This window comes from Shimazuella sp. NTD248, from assembly GCF_059510395.1.
In genome coordinates this window covers 143,765-158,682 of record NZ_JCAJZT010000009.1, presented here as the reverse complement: position 1 = coordinate 158,682, position 14,918 = coordinate 143,765, and the positions used below count along the sequence as shown (strand labels likewise).

Sequence of the window (14,918 nt, the reverse complement as noted above, 5' to 3'; positions counted from 1 at the left end):
TAAATCAGGCGTGTTACTCACTCTTCGGTTTTCAGGGAATAATTCAAACCCCTTGTACTTTTTACAGTACTTGGGGTTTTTTAATTTATTTTTTAGAAGGTGGAGCTATGATGGATGGTATAAAATTACCAGAAGAGTATGAGCTGATTTCTGTATTTTGTACGCTGCCTTCCTATGATTTTGATGATCCAAGTATTGATTCATTTTACAAAGTGAATATCTATGAGTTTTGTACCCAATATGAAAAGTAAGAATTTCTTTTTCGCCTGTTGTAAATGATTTTTCGTTCTATCCTTATGATCTTGAGACAGATGAAGTAATATTGAGTTTACAAATTTCAAGATCGCGTAAAAGGCTTTGAAAATCTTAAAAGATACAAAAGAGCAGGCTAACATACAATTGGATTGTGGATATTTATTTAAAATGGAGATGGTTATCAGGTTCATAAAACCTCACTATATATAAAATCAAGAGTAATAATAAGGAAAGAGTATTATATCTCTTATGTGTAAAAAATAAAGGGGAAGAAAAGCTGTTTGTTAATTATTACTATCATTATTGTAATTAGTATAGAAAAACTTGTGGGCGGAGATTATTAATCTACCGCCCAAGGGTTTATCTAACTGGTTTTCTGTCGTTTTTTCTCCACAACTAGAATAAACCCAATCAGAGGTACAATGAAGAACCAGAGGTACGAATTCACAAGGAAATAGCCAACAAAAAAACCACCCACAAGTTTCCCTACCTCTGTCATCGTTTGGAATGAGGAACTTACAACTGCTGCTGTTTTATGGAATCTAGATTCAGCGTAGATCTCCATCTCTGTATACAGACAAATGTTAATCCCACGAGCAGCGAGTCCAGAGAGTACTGATACCAGCAAGAGAAGGAGAAAATTGGTTACCAAGCTCAATAGAACACTGTTGATTCCGATGATGAGCAAACTCCCGTGAATAACCTGCTTTCGGCTATACCGAATGGCGATCCGTGTAATCATATCAGCAGTAAAGCCATTTGCAAGATAATATGCAAATAGCAAGATTCCACTTTTAGTCCCTGAGAGAAAAGGAAAATAAATGGTGAAAACACGACTGATTAGAGACACAATCAGAATCGGCATTCCAATTACTGTAAGATTCCAGCGAAGAGACAGGGGACTACGTTCTCTGTCCTCTTTTACCGGTTTCATCTTTGATACTTGTACTCGGAACACCATGATTGTTGCTAGCAGACCATAAAGAAGGTCAGGAATATTCCACCCAAACTTCCCCATAAGAAGAGTAGCCACCATGCCTGAAAGGCCTGCCGTGAGATTGAGCAGAGGAGAGAACTTAGACTTGATGACCTGACGCTCATCTGGTTCATCTGGCAACAGTTCTCGATATACGGCGTTCACACTGGTGAAGTTTACCCCAACGAGCACACCATGGAAAAAAAGCAGCATAGTGATTAGTAGGTATGACTTCTGAGCCAAGAGAAAGCCCGTATTACATGTCAGTATCATTGGCATGGATACCACTAGCACTTTTTTAGGTTCCATGCGTGAGTTCAACAGGCTACCGAGATTGTGCCCCAAGATGCAACCTACCACGACTGTGGTAAGACTGATTCCGAGTTGAATGGAAGGAAGCTTCATCTTACCAATGAGAATACCTGCCCCAACAACATAGTAGGGAAGGGTCCAAGCCAGAAAAGTCTGAGTCCAAACCACTCTCCTGAGGTTTCTGTACCCCTTTTTCATGAAGAGTTCTCTATACTTCATCTAAATGCCGTTTCTGTGAGTCAGCATGTTGTTAGCTTACATGTATTATCCCTTACATTTCTAATTTTAAAAAGAGGGGATATCTAAATATTCGAATTAGATATCAAATCCTGCCTGTTTTTCTGACTGGAATCCAGATTTCACTGCGAAACGTTTTGGAAGAAAAATCTTTGCTCTCATTCCAGAGAATTTCTGGTCCATCTGTAGACTCATATTGGGTTGAGGGGAACCATTCCGAATAAATGCGTCCCCATACATTCTGTAATGTTTCAGGGAATGGGCCAATAGATTCAAATACAGCCCATGTAGTTGCTGATACTTCGTGTGATACCCAGTTTGGTGGACAGACATGATTGGTTGCTACACCGATATAGTGATCTAATTCCCCATTCTCCTCCATTCTCCCCTCTGAAAAGTTGGTGGAAGCACTAATGATTCCTTTTGGATCGATATTAGATAACTGTTTCAGTTCTTTTATATCCCGTGGATTTAAACTGGATGCCATTGAAGCGATTTCTGGGTTTATTCCCTGAAATACAATCGGTACTCTTTTTTTGATTCCTACCATACGAAAAGATTCTTTTTCTACAATTTTGTAATTCATTGCTAATCCCCCTCGGATCGTTAGTTGGAAGGTCATCCGTGGGTAAGCTTTTAAGTTTTGTTGTTTCATACGTACTTCTGATGGGAGAATACCATGAAGTTTTTGAAATGCCCGAGTAAAAGCATCTGCTGATGAATAGCCATACTTCACGGCAATATCCAATATTCTTTGGTCATCCTCATCCATCAATTCAAAAGCAGCGAGTGTAAGTCTTCTATTGCGAATGTATTCGGATAGGGAAACTCCTGCTAGATGAGAAAACATTCGTCTAAAATGGTATTCAGAACATAAACTTCGTTTGGCTACTTCTTGAAAAATGATCTTACCTTTCAGATTTTGCTCAATATATTCGATAGCATGGTTTAACGACTGTAGTACATTCATGGATGACCCTCCTCCTTTATAACGATAACAAAAATGATTTTCCCCCATCCGACAATTGGTGCACCAATATGTATTGTTTGTCGTTTTGTTACATATGGTAATCTATTTATTATAGCCATACATATCAGCTAGATTGGATGGGTTTTATTTATGAAAAAATGGTTAGGTGAAGGTTTGATTTATATTTGCATGTTGGTGTGTGTATACCTTTCCGCTTCTCCGCTAGAAATGGTTGCTACTCTAACAGGATTGTTATGTGTTTGGTTGACAACAAAAGAAAATATTTGGTGCTGGCCGATTGGGCTTATTAATGTAGGTTGTTTTTTCTTCATGTTTTACGAGGCAAAACTATATGCGGATATGACACTTCAAGTAGTCTTTTTTATCCTAAGTATCCAAGGTTGGATTATTTGGCTGACCAAAAGACAAAGTGCGGATGTAAGGCCTACAAAAAAACTTTCTACTTCGATGATGTTTGTGCTATTCCTTGTTCTTGTTGTGGTAACCATAGGGTGGGGTTATGTACTAACCCATTATACAGATGCGACTATTCCCTATCTAGATGCTTTTATAGCTACACTCAGCGTGATCGCTCAGTATTTATTATCGAGTAAAATATTAGAAAATTGGTATGTTTGGATAGCAGTGGATGTTTTTTCTGTAGGAATGTACCTATATAAAGGGTTGTATTCGGTTGCTTTTCTGTACATGGTATTTTTAGTTATCGCCATATTAGGTTTGATAACTTGGCGAAAAACATATTTATTGGCGAAGGGACATCATTAGGTGAAAAATACAGCTAGTAAGAAGGTCGGCCTTACTCTTGGTAAATTTGCTCCCCTTCATCTCGGACACCAGTATATGATTCAAACTGCTGTAGAAGAGATGGATGAAGTGCTCGTAGTCATTTATGATAGTCCAGAAGTTACGGATATTCCATTATCTGTTCGGGCTAAGTGGATACGCACGCTCTATCCCTCAGTTGAAGTGATTGAAGCTTGGGATGGGCCATCTGATATAGGTGATACACCTGAAATTAAACGAAAACAAGAGACATACATCCTAGATTTACTAGCTGGGCGAGCCATTACTCACTTTTATTCAAGTGAATTTTACGGTGAGCACATGAGCAGAGCATTGGGTGCAGTTGATCGCAGTGTAGATGAGCAGAGGAGAAAATACCCAGTATCGGGTACAGAGATAAGAGAAAATCCTTTTTTGAATCGTTCATACCTTCATCCGATTGTCTATGCAGATTGTATTGCAAAAGTGGTGTTTCTCGGAGCACCATCTACTGGGAAAACAACGTTAACGGAACAATTAGCTAAAGTTTATGATACCGTTTGGATGCCTGAATACGGACGAGAGTATTGGGAAAAGCATCAAATAAACAGGAGGCTGACCAAAGAACAATTGTTAGAAATAGCACTCGGACATATTCAGCGAGAAGAGGAGAAAACCGAGGAAGCCAATCAATATTTATTTGTAGACACGAATGCGATTACCACCTATCTCTTTTCGCAAGATTATCATGGTGAATCTCATCCGAAATTAGTGGAACTTGCGGAGCAAGCTAGTAGAAGATATGACCTCGTTTTTCTCTGTGAAAATGATATACCGTACGAGGATACGTGGGATCGGTCTGGAGCAGTACACCGTGGGATATTCCAAAAGCTAATACAAGCAGATTTGTTGGAACGAAGAATCCCATTTATTCCACTAAAAGGACCATTGGATGAACGTATAGAGCGAGTGAGAAAGGTGTTAGCAAAATATAGGAAATATGATAGTTTAGGAAATTTACTGTTATTTTAAAGTAGGATATAGGAATGATAACTAATAGAAGGTACAATGGTGTGGTAAGAGCTAATTAAGGAGGTTTTCTTGGAAACTTTCGGGGATGTGTTTTTCCTCCTCTTGATTGTGGCGGTTTTTTGGGTGATCTGCAAGCTGTTGCAGAACCCGTTGGACCACAGCCACAACCGGGTCCAGAAACAAGACCAGAATCAGAAGAGCTAGCGCTTCTTGCCGAGTAGGCTCACTAGTTGGTGGGTCTGCTCGGCAGCCAATTATCCCCATTGAATTATGCGGAAAGTATATGCACCTTGAATCACCCTCATCTTGCCCCGCAATTATTTTGAAACTTCTCGTAAACTATGCCACAATAAAAGCAAATAGTTAAATGTTTAAAATGGTACATAAAAAAACTTATACCGTTGTTAAAAGGATGGTACTTACATGAAAGAAACAGTACTTATCACGGGGGCTTCTAGTGGAATCGGCTGGGAGTTGGCTTTGTTGTTTGCAGAAGCGGGTTACGACGTCATTGCAGTCGCCAGAAATGAAATAAAGCTAAAGGAACTACAACAAATTCTAAAAGAAAAATATGGAGCAAAATTGGATTATATCGCTAAAGATTTAGTGCAACTGGGTGCTGTTGATGAATTGATAAAAGAGCTAGATGAAAAAGCGCTTAAGATTGATTACTTGGTAAATAACGCAGGATTTGGCTTATATGGCTCATTTGCAAAAACAGACAGCAAAGTAGAAATGGATATGATCACTCTAAATATATCTGTATTGACGGATCTAACGAAGCGTCTTTTACCTCAAATGGTTGCCAATAAAAGGGGTGGAGTGCTCAATGTTGCTTCTACAGCATCCTTCCAACCGGGTCCTTTGATGGCTGTTTATTATGCAACAAAAGCTTATGTTCTCTCTTTTTCAGAAGCTATTGCAAATGAATTGATTGGTACAGGTGTAACCGTTACTGCTCTGTGTCCTGGTCCTACCGCCACAGGTTTTGAAGAACGGGCAAACCTGAAGGCATCTAAGCTTTTTCAAACTGGAGTAATGGACGTGAAAACTGTTGCCAAACTAGGATTTAATGCGTTTTTGCATGGAAGAGCAGTAGTCATTCCTGGATGGAAAAATCGCATCTTAGCTTTTTCGACACGCTTTGTACCAAGAAAGTTAGTGACTAAAATTGTACGTAAGCTGCAAGAAACACGAGGGTAACATTAGTTATTCAATTCTGGGATACTAAACTCTTTTTCGAAAATGGACAACACAAAAAAAGCAGATACGAGCTAAAATGAGTACTGGAATAAAGTATGCAAATAAAAATGTTATTATTGTTTTTGCTACCATTTTTCTGTCCTCCTCACCTTTACTATTCCATTTTCATTGAAATAATATGTAAAAAACGAGTTCATCTGTTCTATTAGGAAGTTCTTATAAATAGAACTAAATGAAAACAACCTGTATCTTTAATCGGCAGATTGGGAAAAATGAAAATAGAAAGAAAGTTAGTTAAAGGTGGGCGATAAAGATGGAATCATGTAAAGAGCCCCAGACATGTATTGTCTGTGAAAAAGAACGCAGAGACGTTCTGCTAATATTGGATCAACCCATATGCACGATTTGTGAACAAGATATTGTGGGTGTGAAACAGGCGGATCAGGTTTATGATTTCTATATAGCCAGACTAAAAGAGATCTGGTAGGCTTTAGACAGGAACAAGTTAGCGGCTCTAATGAAGAGTCGCTTCTTGTCAGTTAGGAATCATCTTATTTTTTAGAAAGAAATGAAAAGAGTATTCGCTAGGAGAAAGGGAGCACCATGTTCAATCACACTAGAGCCCCATTATGGGAAGCACTACTACATCACGCATCTATTTCACAAGCAAATTTTCATGTACCTGGACATAAAGCGGGGCAAGTATTTGATCGAGAGGCCTCTCTTCATTTTTCTTCCCTTTTACCTATTGATCTAACGGAAGTTGGGGATCTAGATGATCTCCATGCACCTACGGGAGTTATTAAGGAAGCACAACAGTTAGCAGCAAATGCTTTTGGAGCAGATCAGACTCGTTTTTTGGTAGGTGGAACAACTGCTGGTATTCTTGCCACTATCCTTGCACTATGCAAGCCAAAAGATAAAATTTTGGTTGCACGTCACTGTCATCAATCTGTGTTTCATGGAGCTTTCTTGGCAGGTGCAACGGTTGTGCCAATTCCATATACAATGGATCCTGATTCGGGTCTGGAAATGCCTGCCTCATCTGATACAGTTGAGCATTTACTAGAAATGCATCCAGATGCAAAAGCGGTAATTTTAACCAGTCCAACCTATTATGGTGTTGTACAACAAATCGAGGAGTTAGCTCGAATTGTGCATCGACGGCATATTCCTCTAATCGTAGATGAAGCACACGGTGCTCATTTTGGTTTCCATCCAGATCTACCAGATCGGGCTATCTCCTATGGAGCAGATATTTGCATACAATCTACTCATAAACTTCTGCCTTCACTTACCATGTCCTCGATGCTTCATATCAAAAAAGGGTTGATAGATGTAGAATCAATTGATATGTACCTAAGGATGGTTCAATCTAGTAGCCCTTCTTATCTATTGCTGGCTTCACTGGATCTAGCAAGACGATACATGGTGATAGAAGGTAAAAATCAGCTTACCGAAGCGATTCATCATATCCAATATTTTCGCCGAAGAATTCGTGAGCTACCTCAATTAAAAGAAAATACGATTTTGGGAATGATGGAGCCGATGAAACTTTCCTTGTCTAGTATTTTCTATTCTGGTTATGAATTGGCAAAGGCTCTAGAAGCAAAGAAGATATATGTGGAGTTAGTGGATGATCAAAAGGTGTTGATTGTTTTCTCATTAGGAACAAAACAATCAGAACTTGATTACCTATATCACTGTTTGGCCCAGTTGCATGAAGAAAATCAGGTGAAACGTCCACAAAAGAATCTGTCTATGCTTACTCCAAGAGAAGGAGAGATTCTTCCTTATGCCGAATGTAGAACAATGGAGCGCTGTTTTATTCCTGTATCTCAGGCAATTGGGAAGAGAAGCGCTAATCATTTGTTACCCTATCCTCCGGGATTTCCTCTTGTGCTCATGGGGGAAACCATCCATCAGGAAGAAATTGATTATTTATTGGGTTTGATCTCACAGGGGAGAAATGTTCGAGGTTTAAAAAAGCACAAAGATGAGTACTGGGTTCAAGTATACAATTAGTAAAATGAGGTCAACAAAATGAAAGGCACATTTATCACTTTTGAAGGAATTGAAGGAGTAGGAAAATCTACCCAAATAGCGAAGTTATACGAATATCTATCGATAGATCATTCCGTCATCCAAGTTCGAGATCCTGGTGGAACGAAAATTGGGACGGAAATTCGTAAAGTTTTACTAGATCCTTCTATAAAAGAACCTTTTTCTCGATTGGCAGAGTTATTTTTGTATGCTGCTTCTAGGGCGCAATTGATGGAGCAAGTGGTTATTCCTGCTTTAAAGGAAGGAAAAATCGTATTATGTGATCGGTTTATTGATTCTACCGTAGCTTATCAAGCTTATGGCGCTGGAATACCATTGGATGATGTCAGGCAAATAAATCGACAAGCTATCGGGGATTATGTTCCCAATCGTACTTATTTGTTAGACCTCCCGCTTTCTCTATCTCAGAAAAGGATTGGGATGCGCAGCAGTGGGAAAGACAGGATGGAGCAAAAATCGCTAGTATTTCATGAACGTGTTCGTCATGGATATTTAGCAATAGCGGAAGAGAACAAAGAACGAATAATGCTGATTGATGCCACCAGAAGCAAAAAAACTATCTTTGAAGAAATAGTTCAAGATATACATTCGTACTTATAAATATAGTATTGGATTTCTTTTCATTTGCCGAAGCGAATCTAACGATGATAGAATAGATGAATAGATAGTGTTGTATATGAACAACGATGGGATATGGATATTCCGGAGTTGGAGGGTTGATCAGCAATGTTAAAAGTAATAGGTGTCCGTTTCAAAGAAGCGGGTAAGATATACTTCTTTAACCCTGATGATCTCAAGATGGAGCGAGACTCAGCTGTTATTGTAGAAACAGTAAGAGGGATCGAATTTGGCAAAGTTGTTTGGGGAGTTCGTTTCGTAGAAGAAGATGAAGTGGTTCTTCCCTTAAAAAGTGTCCTTCGTCTTGCGACACCAGAGGATATCCTGAAGCAGCAATCCAATCAAATTGCTGCTGCACAAGCGCTGCAAATTTGTTCCGAAAAGGTAAGAGAACATCAGCTAGAGATGAAATTAGTTGATGCAGAATATACCTTTGATCGCAATAAATTGATATTTTATTTTACGGCAGATGGTCGTGTTGATTTTCGTGAGTTAGTTCGTGATTTGGCAGCAGTATTCCGAACACGAATAGAGCTTAGACAGATTGGAGTTCGAGATGAGGCAAAAATGTTAGGCGGGATTGGTCCCTGTGGTCGAGTCCTTTGTTGCTCTTCGTTCTTGGGGGATTTTGAGCCTGTTTCGATCAAAATGGCTAAAGATCAAAATCTTTCCCTCAACCCAACCAAAATTTCTGGATTGTGTGGACGTTTAATGTGTTGTTTAAAATATGAAAACGATAATTATGAGCAAACAAAGGAAACATTGCCAGATATTGGTGATGCTGTATTTACTCCAGAAGGCATCGGTCAAGTGATGTTGCTCGATTTGATCGAACGCAAAGTAAAAGTACAACTGGATGGTACAGGTGCGATGGTGGAACACTCGCTAGATGAAGTTACTGTTGAAGCGTGACGCTTCTATTGCCCCCTACGAGCTAGCTTGTAAGAGAGAAGGTATGAGATTCATCCTTTGAAAGAAAGTGGGGTGGAGATTTGGACAAACAAGCTATTTTTAAGCGAGTTGCACAAGTAGAGGAGCAGATTGGTGAATTATACAAAGAGCTGGGCGGTTTGAAGTCGGAAATTGTTCATCTCATGGAAGAAAACACTCGTCTCACCCTCGAGAATGATCAACTACGCAAATTACAACAAGAAGTTTCTGGAGAGAATGCTGCTGCTTTTTCAGATGAAGCAGGCCAAACAACTCTACACCAGAGTATCGGAAATCATCATTTGATGAATCTGTATGATGAAGGGTTTCATATATGCAATGTACACTATGGTCGAATGCGTACAGACGGCAACTGTTTATTTTGTATCGCATTCCTCGATAAGACTAGAGAAGACTAGAAGCGCCGGCATGCCGGCGTCTTTTTCGTAGATAGGATGTTGTAATGTATACGGTTTACATTTTAGAATGTTGTGATGGGACTTATTATACAGGTATAACCAATAGATTGAGTTACAGATTGAAACAGCATCAATTAGGTAAAGCTTCTAAATATACTCGCGCCCGTTTACCTGTAAAATTAATCTATCAAGAAACTGTTTTAAATAAATCGCTTGCATTAAAGAGGGAATGGGAAGTCAAATCATGGCCAAGGGAAAGAAAGCAGCGACTAGTTCAAACTTATTTAGGAGAACAAATGGATGAATAGACAAAAGAGTTTTGCAAATGATCAAGAAGGGCTCGGCAAGCTGTATGTGGTTGGAACACCGATTGGTAATCTAAATGAAATGAGCCCTCGGGCAATCGATATCTTAAAAACAGTTGATTTTATTGCAGCTGAAGATACAAGACATACTCGCAAGCTTCTCTCCTATTTTGAATTTAGTACTCCACTTATCAGTTTGCATGAACATAATGAAGTCTCCAAAACCGCAGATATTGTAGAGCAGTTACAAGCTGGGAAATCGGTTGCAGTAGTAAGTGATGCGGGAATGCCTGCCATATCTGATCCAGGTGAAATATTGGTAAATGCAGCAATAAAAGCTGGGATCAGTGTGATTCCTATTTCAGGGCCAAATGCAGCCATAAATGCATTGGTAGCTTCTGGTATTGCTGCACAGCCATTTACCTTCATTGGCTTTTTACCGCGGCACAAGAAAGATCGGCAGAAAGAGTTACAGCGATGGTCCAAAATGCCCACTACACTCCTCTTCTATGAAGCACCACATCGTGTGAAACAAATGTTACAAGATTGTGCTGAGATTTTGGGGGATAGAAAGGTGACAGTTGCCAGAGAACTCACGAAAAAACACGAAGAATGGCTGCGTGGTACTATTAATGAAGTGCTTACTTATATAAATGACACAGAGGTTTTAGGTGAATATTGCGTGGTAATAAAAGGTGCATCTGAAGACCAAAGTGCACCAGAAGATAATTGGTGGAAAGAATTAAAAGTTGTCCAACATGTGCAACATTATCTAGCAGAAGGAATGGATAAAAAATCGGCTATCCGCCAAGTTGCAAATGATCGTGGAGTTCCAAAGCGGGAAATATATCAGATATATCATGATCATTAAGGGAATATTGGGAATTAATAGGTTACAAATTATGAGGTTTTTGTTAGAATAGAGCCAGAAACACCCCCACGTTCTGCAAAGACGCAGGAGCAAGCCATGAACCAGACAGAGCTCGGTTACTTTCGGATCTCTCAGGATCTTCGAGAGAAGATCTACCTCGTGTTCGCCATGCTGGTGCAGGCGAACAACGTCACCAAGGGTGAGGATGAGTATCAGGCGTCGGTTGATCTTCTGTTCAACAGGATCATCCCCCTGAGCAAGCGTGTCTTCCCCAACGAAGAAGAATGTCGAGTGCGTGAGGACTTTCTCTCCAGCATGATGGAGAGCTGCGAGGAGAACTGGTCGGCTCAGTTCGGTTCGGTCAGCGAATCGGAGGAGAAGGTGTACATCGCTTACGGCAAAGAGCTGGAGAAGAAGAAGCTCGGCCGTCCGTACAGCAGTCGTCTGCTCGTCGAGCTCTTCCAAAAGATGGGCCTGACGCTGGCTGCGTAGAACGTGGGAACCTCGGATTAGGTAGAGAGTACCAATCTCCCTGATTCGAGGCCACGAACATATTTCTACTTTCAAATAGAACAAAAACCGAGCCTGATCAGCTCGGTTTTTTGTATGTGTTTCTTTGTTGCGATATGTTATGTTTGATAGGAGAAATTATTCAGCGGTAACTGTATTTCCATGAATGAGTTCGTACATTTCTTCGATACATTTGCGGCTTACTACTTTATTTTTATAACGAACCGTTTCATCCACTTCGCCAGTGAAGATACATGCTGGTTCATATTTTTTCAATACAATGCGCTCACCATCGACATAAATTTCAAGAGCATCTTTTTCACCAATACCTAAAGTTCGACGCAATTCGATAGGAATCACCACTCGACCCAATTCGTCCACTTTACGTACAATACCAGTAGATTTCAACATACTTGATTCTCCTCTCAATTCTGATCTTTGGTGTTATTTTTTTCTCTTTATAATTGCCGTCAAATTTCGACATCATTTAATTCTTCCTCATCATACCAGCGATTCCCATACCAGTCAATATTACAATAGGGTAATTATAGAAAATTTCTTGAAGAATGTTGGAAACTTGTTAGGAAAAGGAGAGATTCTATTGATACCAGTATCTGTAGAGCTTAAAGATAAGTTAAAACAAGTAAATGAATCATTAAGGAAACAGTTCCCAAGTCAGTATTATCAGCCTTCTGATATTCGACAAAAATTGCAGAAGGCAGGTAGATTTCATCGTTTTGACAAATTACCAAAAAATGAATTAGATAAATTACTAGGTGACAAGAGTGTTGTAGGTGTGGATGGTTCTGTCAATTCTACCAAAGGAACGGAAAAAAGAGTATTATCTGTTTTCCAAGCTTTGGCAAAAGCGACAAGAGGCGGAGAGAAATGGGCCGCAGATGTATATACGCCGTTATTAGAAGAAGAGATGGAGAAAGAACAAGAACCTGCTCGCCATGCAAGAAAGAGAGGTGCACTCTTATCAAATTTGGAAATGGAAGTGGCTATTCAAGCGATGAGAGAATGGCATCCAAAAGCGATGTTGATGGATGGTTCTCTTTTGCACTACCATATAGATGACATGGGAAAATGGGAAACAGTACAACGAGTGGCCTTAGAAGAAAAAGTAAGTGTGATCGGGATTGCAGAAGAAATGGGGACAAGTACATTGGTTCATGAACTTTTTCCCGAATACAAAGGTTGGACTGATCGCGATTTACTTTACGGCGTGCTTGAAGTAGGAGAGGCATTCTTACTCGATGAACGCTATTTTGGCGGGAAAATGTGGAGGGCTGTTTTTCGGCCCTCTGACAGTCCTGTGCCGATTGGATTGGATGGTATCATGGGACAGCTTGAGGACCAATTTGATCTGATACGATTGGTTTACAGCTTAACTCCCCGTCAAGGAAGAGGTATCCCTTACTGGTTGGATATTGTAGATAATCAAGTTCGGGTGACCAATGCACTGGTGCAGACAATGGTAGAAGAATATATTGATGAAGATTTACGGAGACGTCTCTTAGTGACCAAGCGGGATGAGAGAATTATTTAGTAGGGAGAGAGAAGATGCAAGTAGTTGGGGTTACGACACAACAAGAAGTGTATATTGTTTCTAGAGAAAGAAAGTTTTGTATCAATGAGTTTCTAGTGATGGTGGATGATGTATTAGGAGATCCAATTGGAGAAGTAGTCGAAACATTATCCTATAACAGACTGATTCCGATGGGATTGGACAAGTCTATTGTGGATGCTCAAGTATTACAAACGTTGCAGCAGATTGGTTATGATGTGGAGTCTGAAGAAATTAATTTAGCTAAAGTTCGTTTATTAGAAGAAGCGATTCATCCTATACGAACAGGATCGATGGTGAGATTACCCCATTTTGAAGAAGTACGCCATCTACTGATCAAAACAACACCAGAAGATGGCATGGTGCTGGGGGAAATTAGAGGTACGGATTCATTGATTGCTTCTATGACTGATGATCTACATAATCAGGTAGTGATGATGGAACAAAATGAATTGCGTCCTCAGCATGGTGTTCCGTTTTTATTTGATATCCGTACGATGCAGCAGTATCCTCACATGGGGATTTTCGGGGGTTCTGGTTCGGGGAAATCTTTTGGTTTACGAGTGATGTTGGAGGAATTGATGAAGCTTTCGATTCCAACTCTTGTTTTTGATCCACATTTTGAGATGGATTTTACTGATTATCTCCCGGAACTAGAGAAAAAAGCTGCTCCCTTGCAGTCTAAATTCATTCGGTTGGCTGTCGGGAAGGAGATTGGTATTTCATTTGAAGCATTGACAACCAATGATCTCATCAATCTTTTGCGTACAGTTGGTGATCAATTTTCAGAGGCAATGACAAATGTGGTGCAGATGCTGCATAAGCCGAAGGATTCATTTACCTCATTTAGTGATCGAATTGCTAATTTAGTAGAAGCATTAGAAGAGGGGAATGCGTTTGATCGCCAAGGTAAAAGGGATAGTATTTCTTATGCAGAGGGACAGCGAGCGATAGATTTACAGGAGTTGAAACGAAAGTATGGGGATTTACCACTAGCTTCAATCAAAGGTGTTAGGTGGCGTTTGATGCGTTTAGAGCGTGCTGGTCTTTTCCACCAAGATATTCATTCTATTGAGCGTGGTCTCGAGCAAGGGAAACTAGTAGTTGTTCAAGGACCGTCATGGGTGCTGCAAGTATTTGCCAACTATGTGATAGGAAGCTTATACCGCAAACGCCGAGAGTACAAAGATGCTCGGATGAATGGGGAAGAAGGACACTTCTTTCCACCGTTTGTTATTGTGACAGATGAAGCGCATAATTTTGCACCTAAAGCGATTGATTCACCAGCGAAAGCGATTATCAAAGAAATTGCCCAAGAAGGGCGAAAATATGGTGTTTTTTTAATACTTGCTACTCAAAGGCCGACCTTACTCGACGAAACGACTACTGCTCAACTTAACACCAAATTTGTTTTTCGAACTGTTCGGGGAACAGATATTGCTACATTAAAAGAAGAGACAGATCTCACTCAAGAAGAAGGCAAGCGGCTTCCATACCTTCGCTCAGGAGATACTTTTGTGTCATCAGCAGCATATGGAAGAACATTATTTTTACGTATCCGCGCGGCATATACAAGAAGCCCTCATCTGCTCAATCCATTTGATGAACTTCGCCAGCTTCAATCGAGTAAAACAGAAGAATTAGTTGATTTATTAAAAGCAAAGATGCCATTTTTTGATACAGATCTGATGATGGTTTTAGCGGATGTCAATCGTGAATTAGGAAAAAGTTGGGATGTCGTTCGGTTAAAAGAAGAATTAGAGACCTTAGGAAGAAGAAAACAGATTAAAATCAAAGTGACACCTTTTGCTACACAATATGAAAAAGTAAAGTAATGATTTTGACTGGCAAAATAAGATTAAA

Annotated in this window: 17 protein-coding genes; 14 read left to right on the top strand and 3 right to left on the bottom strand. The window is 39.8% G+C overall.

Translation table 11 applies throughout. From position 1 onward, the window contains the following. Positions 1-251, top strand: a 251-nt coding sequence (locus AC5WOE_RS17930; protein WP_496053158.1) for a hypothetical protein, incomplete at its 5' end; no start/stop codon positions are given. Positions 252-619: 368 nt separating this feature from the next. Here AC5WOE_RS17930 and AC5WOE_RS17925 read toward each other — a convergent pair. Both AC5WOE_RS17925 and AC5WOE_RS17920 read right to left on the bottom strand, forming a co-directional pair. Further along, positions 620-1,711: an MFS transporter gene (locus AC5WOE_RS17925; protein ID WP_496051122.1), complete on the bottom strand. Its 1,092-nt coding sequence runs from the start codon at positions 1,709-1,711 to the stop codon at positions 620-622. Positions 1,712-1,865: 154 nt separating this feature from the next. Continuing rightward, on the bottom strand, positions 1,866-2,750 hold the full coding sequence (locus AC5WOE_RS17920; RefSeq protein ID WP_496051123.1) for an AraC family transcriptional regulator: 885 nt from the start codon (positions 2,748-2,750) through the stop codon (positions 1,866-1,868). Positions 2,751-2,900: 150 nt separating this feature from the next. Between AC5WOE_RS17920 and pnuC the strand changes: the two genes are divergently transcribed. The 11 genes from pnuC (at position 2,901) to AC5WOE_RS17865 (ending at position 11,467) form a co-directional block, all read left to right on the top strand. Continuing rightward, positions 2,901-3,536: a nicotinamide riboside transporter PnuC gene (gene pnuC / locus AC5WOE_RS17915; protein ID WP_496051124.1), complete on the top strand. Its 636-nt coding sequence runs from the start codon at positions 2,901-2,903 to the stop codon at positions 3,534-3,536. Further along, the gene (locus AC5WOE_RS17910; RefSeq protein ID WP_496051125.1) at positions 3,537-4,565 is read left to right on the top strand and encodes an AAA family ATPase; all 1,029 of its coding nucleotides are present in this window, start codon (positions 3,537-3,539) and stop codon (positions 4,563-4,565) included. It abuts the gene before it with no gap. Positions 4,566-4,988: 423 nt separating this feature from the next. Beyond that, the gene (locus tag AC5WOE_RS17905) at positions 4,989-5,768 is read left to right on the top strand and encodes an SDR family NAD(P)-dependent oxidoreductase (RefSeq protein ID WP_496051126.1); all 780 of its coding nucleotides are present in this window, start codon (positions 4,989-4,991) and stop codon (positions 5,766-5,768) included. 313 nt (positions 5,769-6,081) lie between these two features. Then, positions 6,082-6,255 (top strand): sigma factor G inhibitor Gin, encoded by a 174-nt coding sequence (locus tag AC5WOE_RS17900; RefSeq protein WP_496051127.1) that lies wholly within the window; start codon positions 6,082-6,084, stop codon positions 6,253-6,255. Positions 6,256-6,371: 116 nt separating this feature from the next. Next, positions 6,372-7,793, top strand: coding sequence for an aminotransferase class I/II-fold pyridoxal phosphate-dependent enzyme (locus AC5WOE_RS17895; RefSeq protein WP_496053157.1), 1,422 nt, complete (start codon positions 6,372-6,374; stop codon positions 7,791-7,793). A gap of 18 nt (positions 7,794-7,811) precedes the next feature. Next, on the top strand, positions 7,812-8,432 hold the full coding sequence (gene tmk, locus AC5WOE_RS17890; protein WP_496051129.1) for a dTMP kinase: 621 nt from the start codon (positions 7,812-7,814) through the stop codon (positions 8,430-8,432). Between the two features lie 126 nt (positions 8,433-8,558). Further along, on the top strand, positions 8,559-9,362 hold the full coding sequence (locus tag AC5WOE_RS17885) for a PSP1 domain-containing protein (protein WP_496051130.1): 804 nt from the start codon (positions 8,559-8,561) through the stop codon (positions 9,360-9,362). Positions 9,363-9,442: 80 nt separating this feature from the next. Beyond that, the gene (locus AC5WOE_RS17880; protein WP_496051131.1) at positions 9,443-9,799 is read left to right on the top strand and encodes an initiation-control protein YabA; all 357 of its coding nucleotides are present in this window, start codon (positions 9,443-9,445) and stop codon (positions 9,797-9,799) included. 44 nt (positions 9,800-9,843) lie between these two features. Continuing rightward, positions 9,844-10,107: a GIY-YIG nuclease family protein gene (locus tag AC5WOE_RS17875; protein WP_496051132.1), complete on the top strand. Its 264-nt coding sequence runs from the start codon at positions 9,844-9,846 to the stop codon at positions 10,105-10,107. Next, positions 10,100-10,975: a 16S rRNA (cytidine(1402)-2'-O)-methyltransferase gene (gene rsmI, locus AC5WOE_RS17870; RefSeq protein WP_496051133.1), complete on the top strand. Its 876-nt coding sequence runs from the start codon at positions 10,100-10,102 to the stop codon at positions 10,973-10,975. Before AC5WOE_RS17875 ends, rsmI begins: the two co-directional genes overlap by 8 nt. A 96-nt stretch (positions 10,976-11,071) precedes the next feature. Beyond that, positions 11,072-11,467, top strand: coding sequence for a hypothetical protein (locus tag AC5WOE_RS17865; RefSeq protein ID WP_496051134.1), 396 nt, complete (start codon positions 11,072-11,074; stop codon positions 11,465-11,467). A gap of 156 nt (positions 11,468-11,623) precedes the next feature. Here AC5WOE_RS17865 and AC5WOE_RS17860 read toward each other — a convergent pair whose 3' ends face one another. After that, positions 11,624-11,896 (bottom strand): AbrB/MazE/SpoVT family DNA-binding domain-containing protein, encoded by a 273-nt coding sequence (locus tag AC5WOE_RS17860; protein WP_496051135.1) that lies wholly within the window; start codon positions 11,894-11,896, stop codon positions 11,624-11,626. A 190-nt stretch (positions 11,897-12,086) separates the two neighbouring features. Between AC5WOE_RS17860 and AC5WOE_RS17855 the strand changes: the two genes are divergently transcribed. Next, the gene (locus AC5WOE_RS17855) at positions 12,087-13,037 is read left to right on the top strand and encodes a DNA double-strand break repair nuclease NurA (protein ID WP_496051136.1); all 951 of its coding nucleotides are present in this window, start codon (positions 12,087-12,089) and stop codon (positions 13,035-13,037) included. Positions 13,038-13,051: 14 nt separating this feature from the next. After that, on the top strand, positions 13,052-14,890 hold the full coding sequence (locus AC5WOE_RS17850) for an ATP-binding protein (RefSeq protein ID WP_496051137.1): 1,839 nt from the start codon (positions 13,052-13,054) through the stop codon (positions 14,888-14,890). The last annotated feature ends 28 nt before the right edge of the window (positions 14,891-14,918 follow it).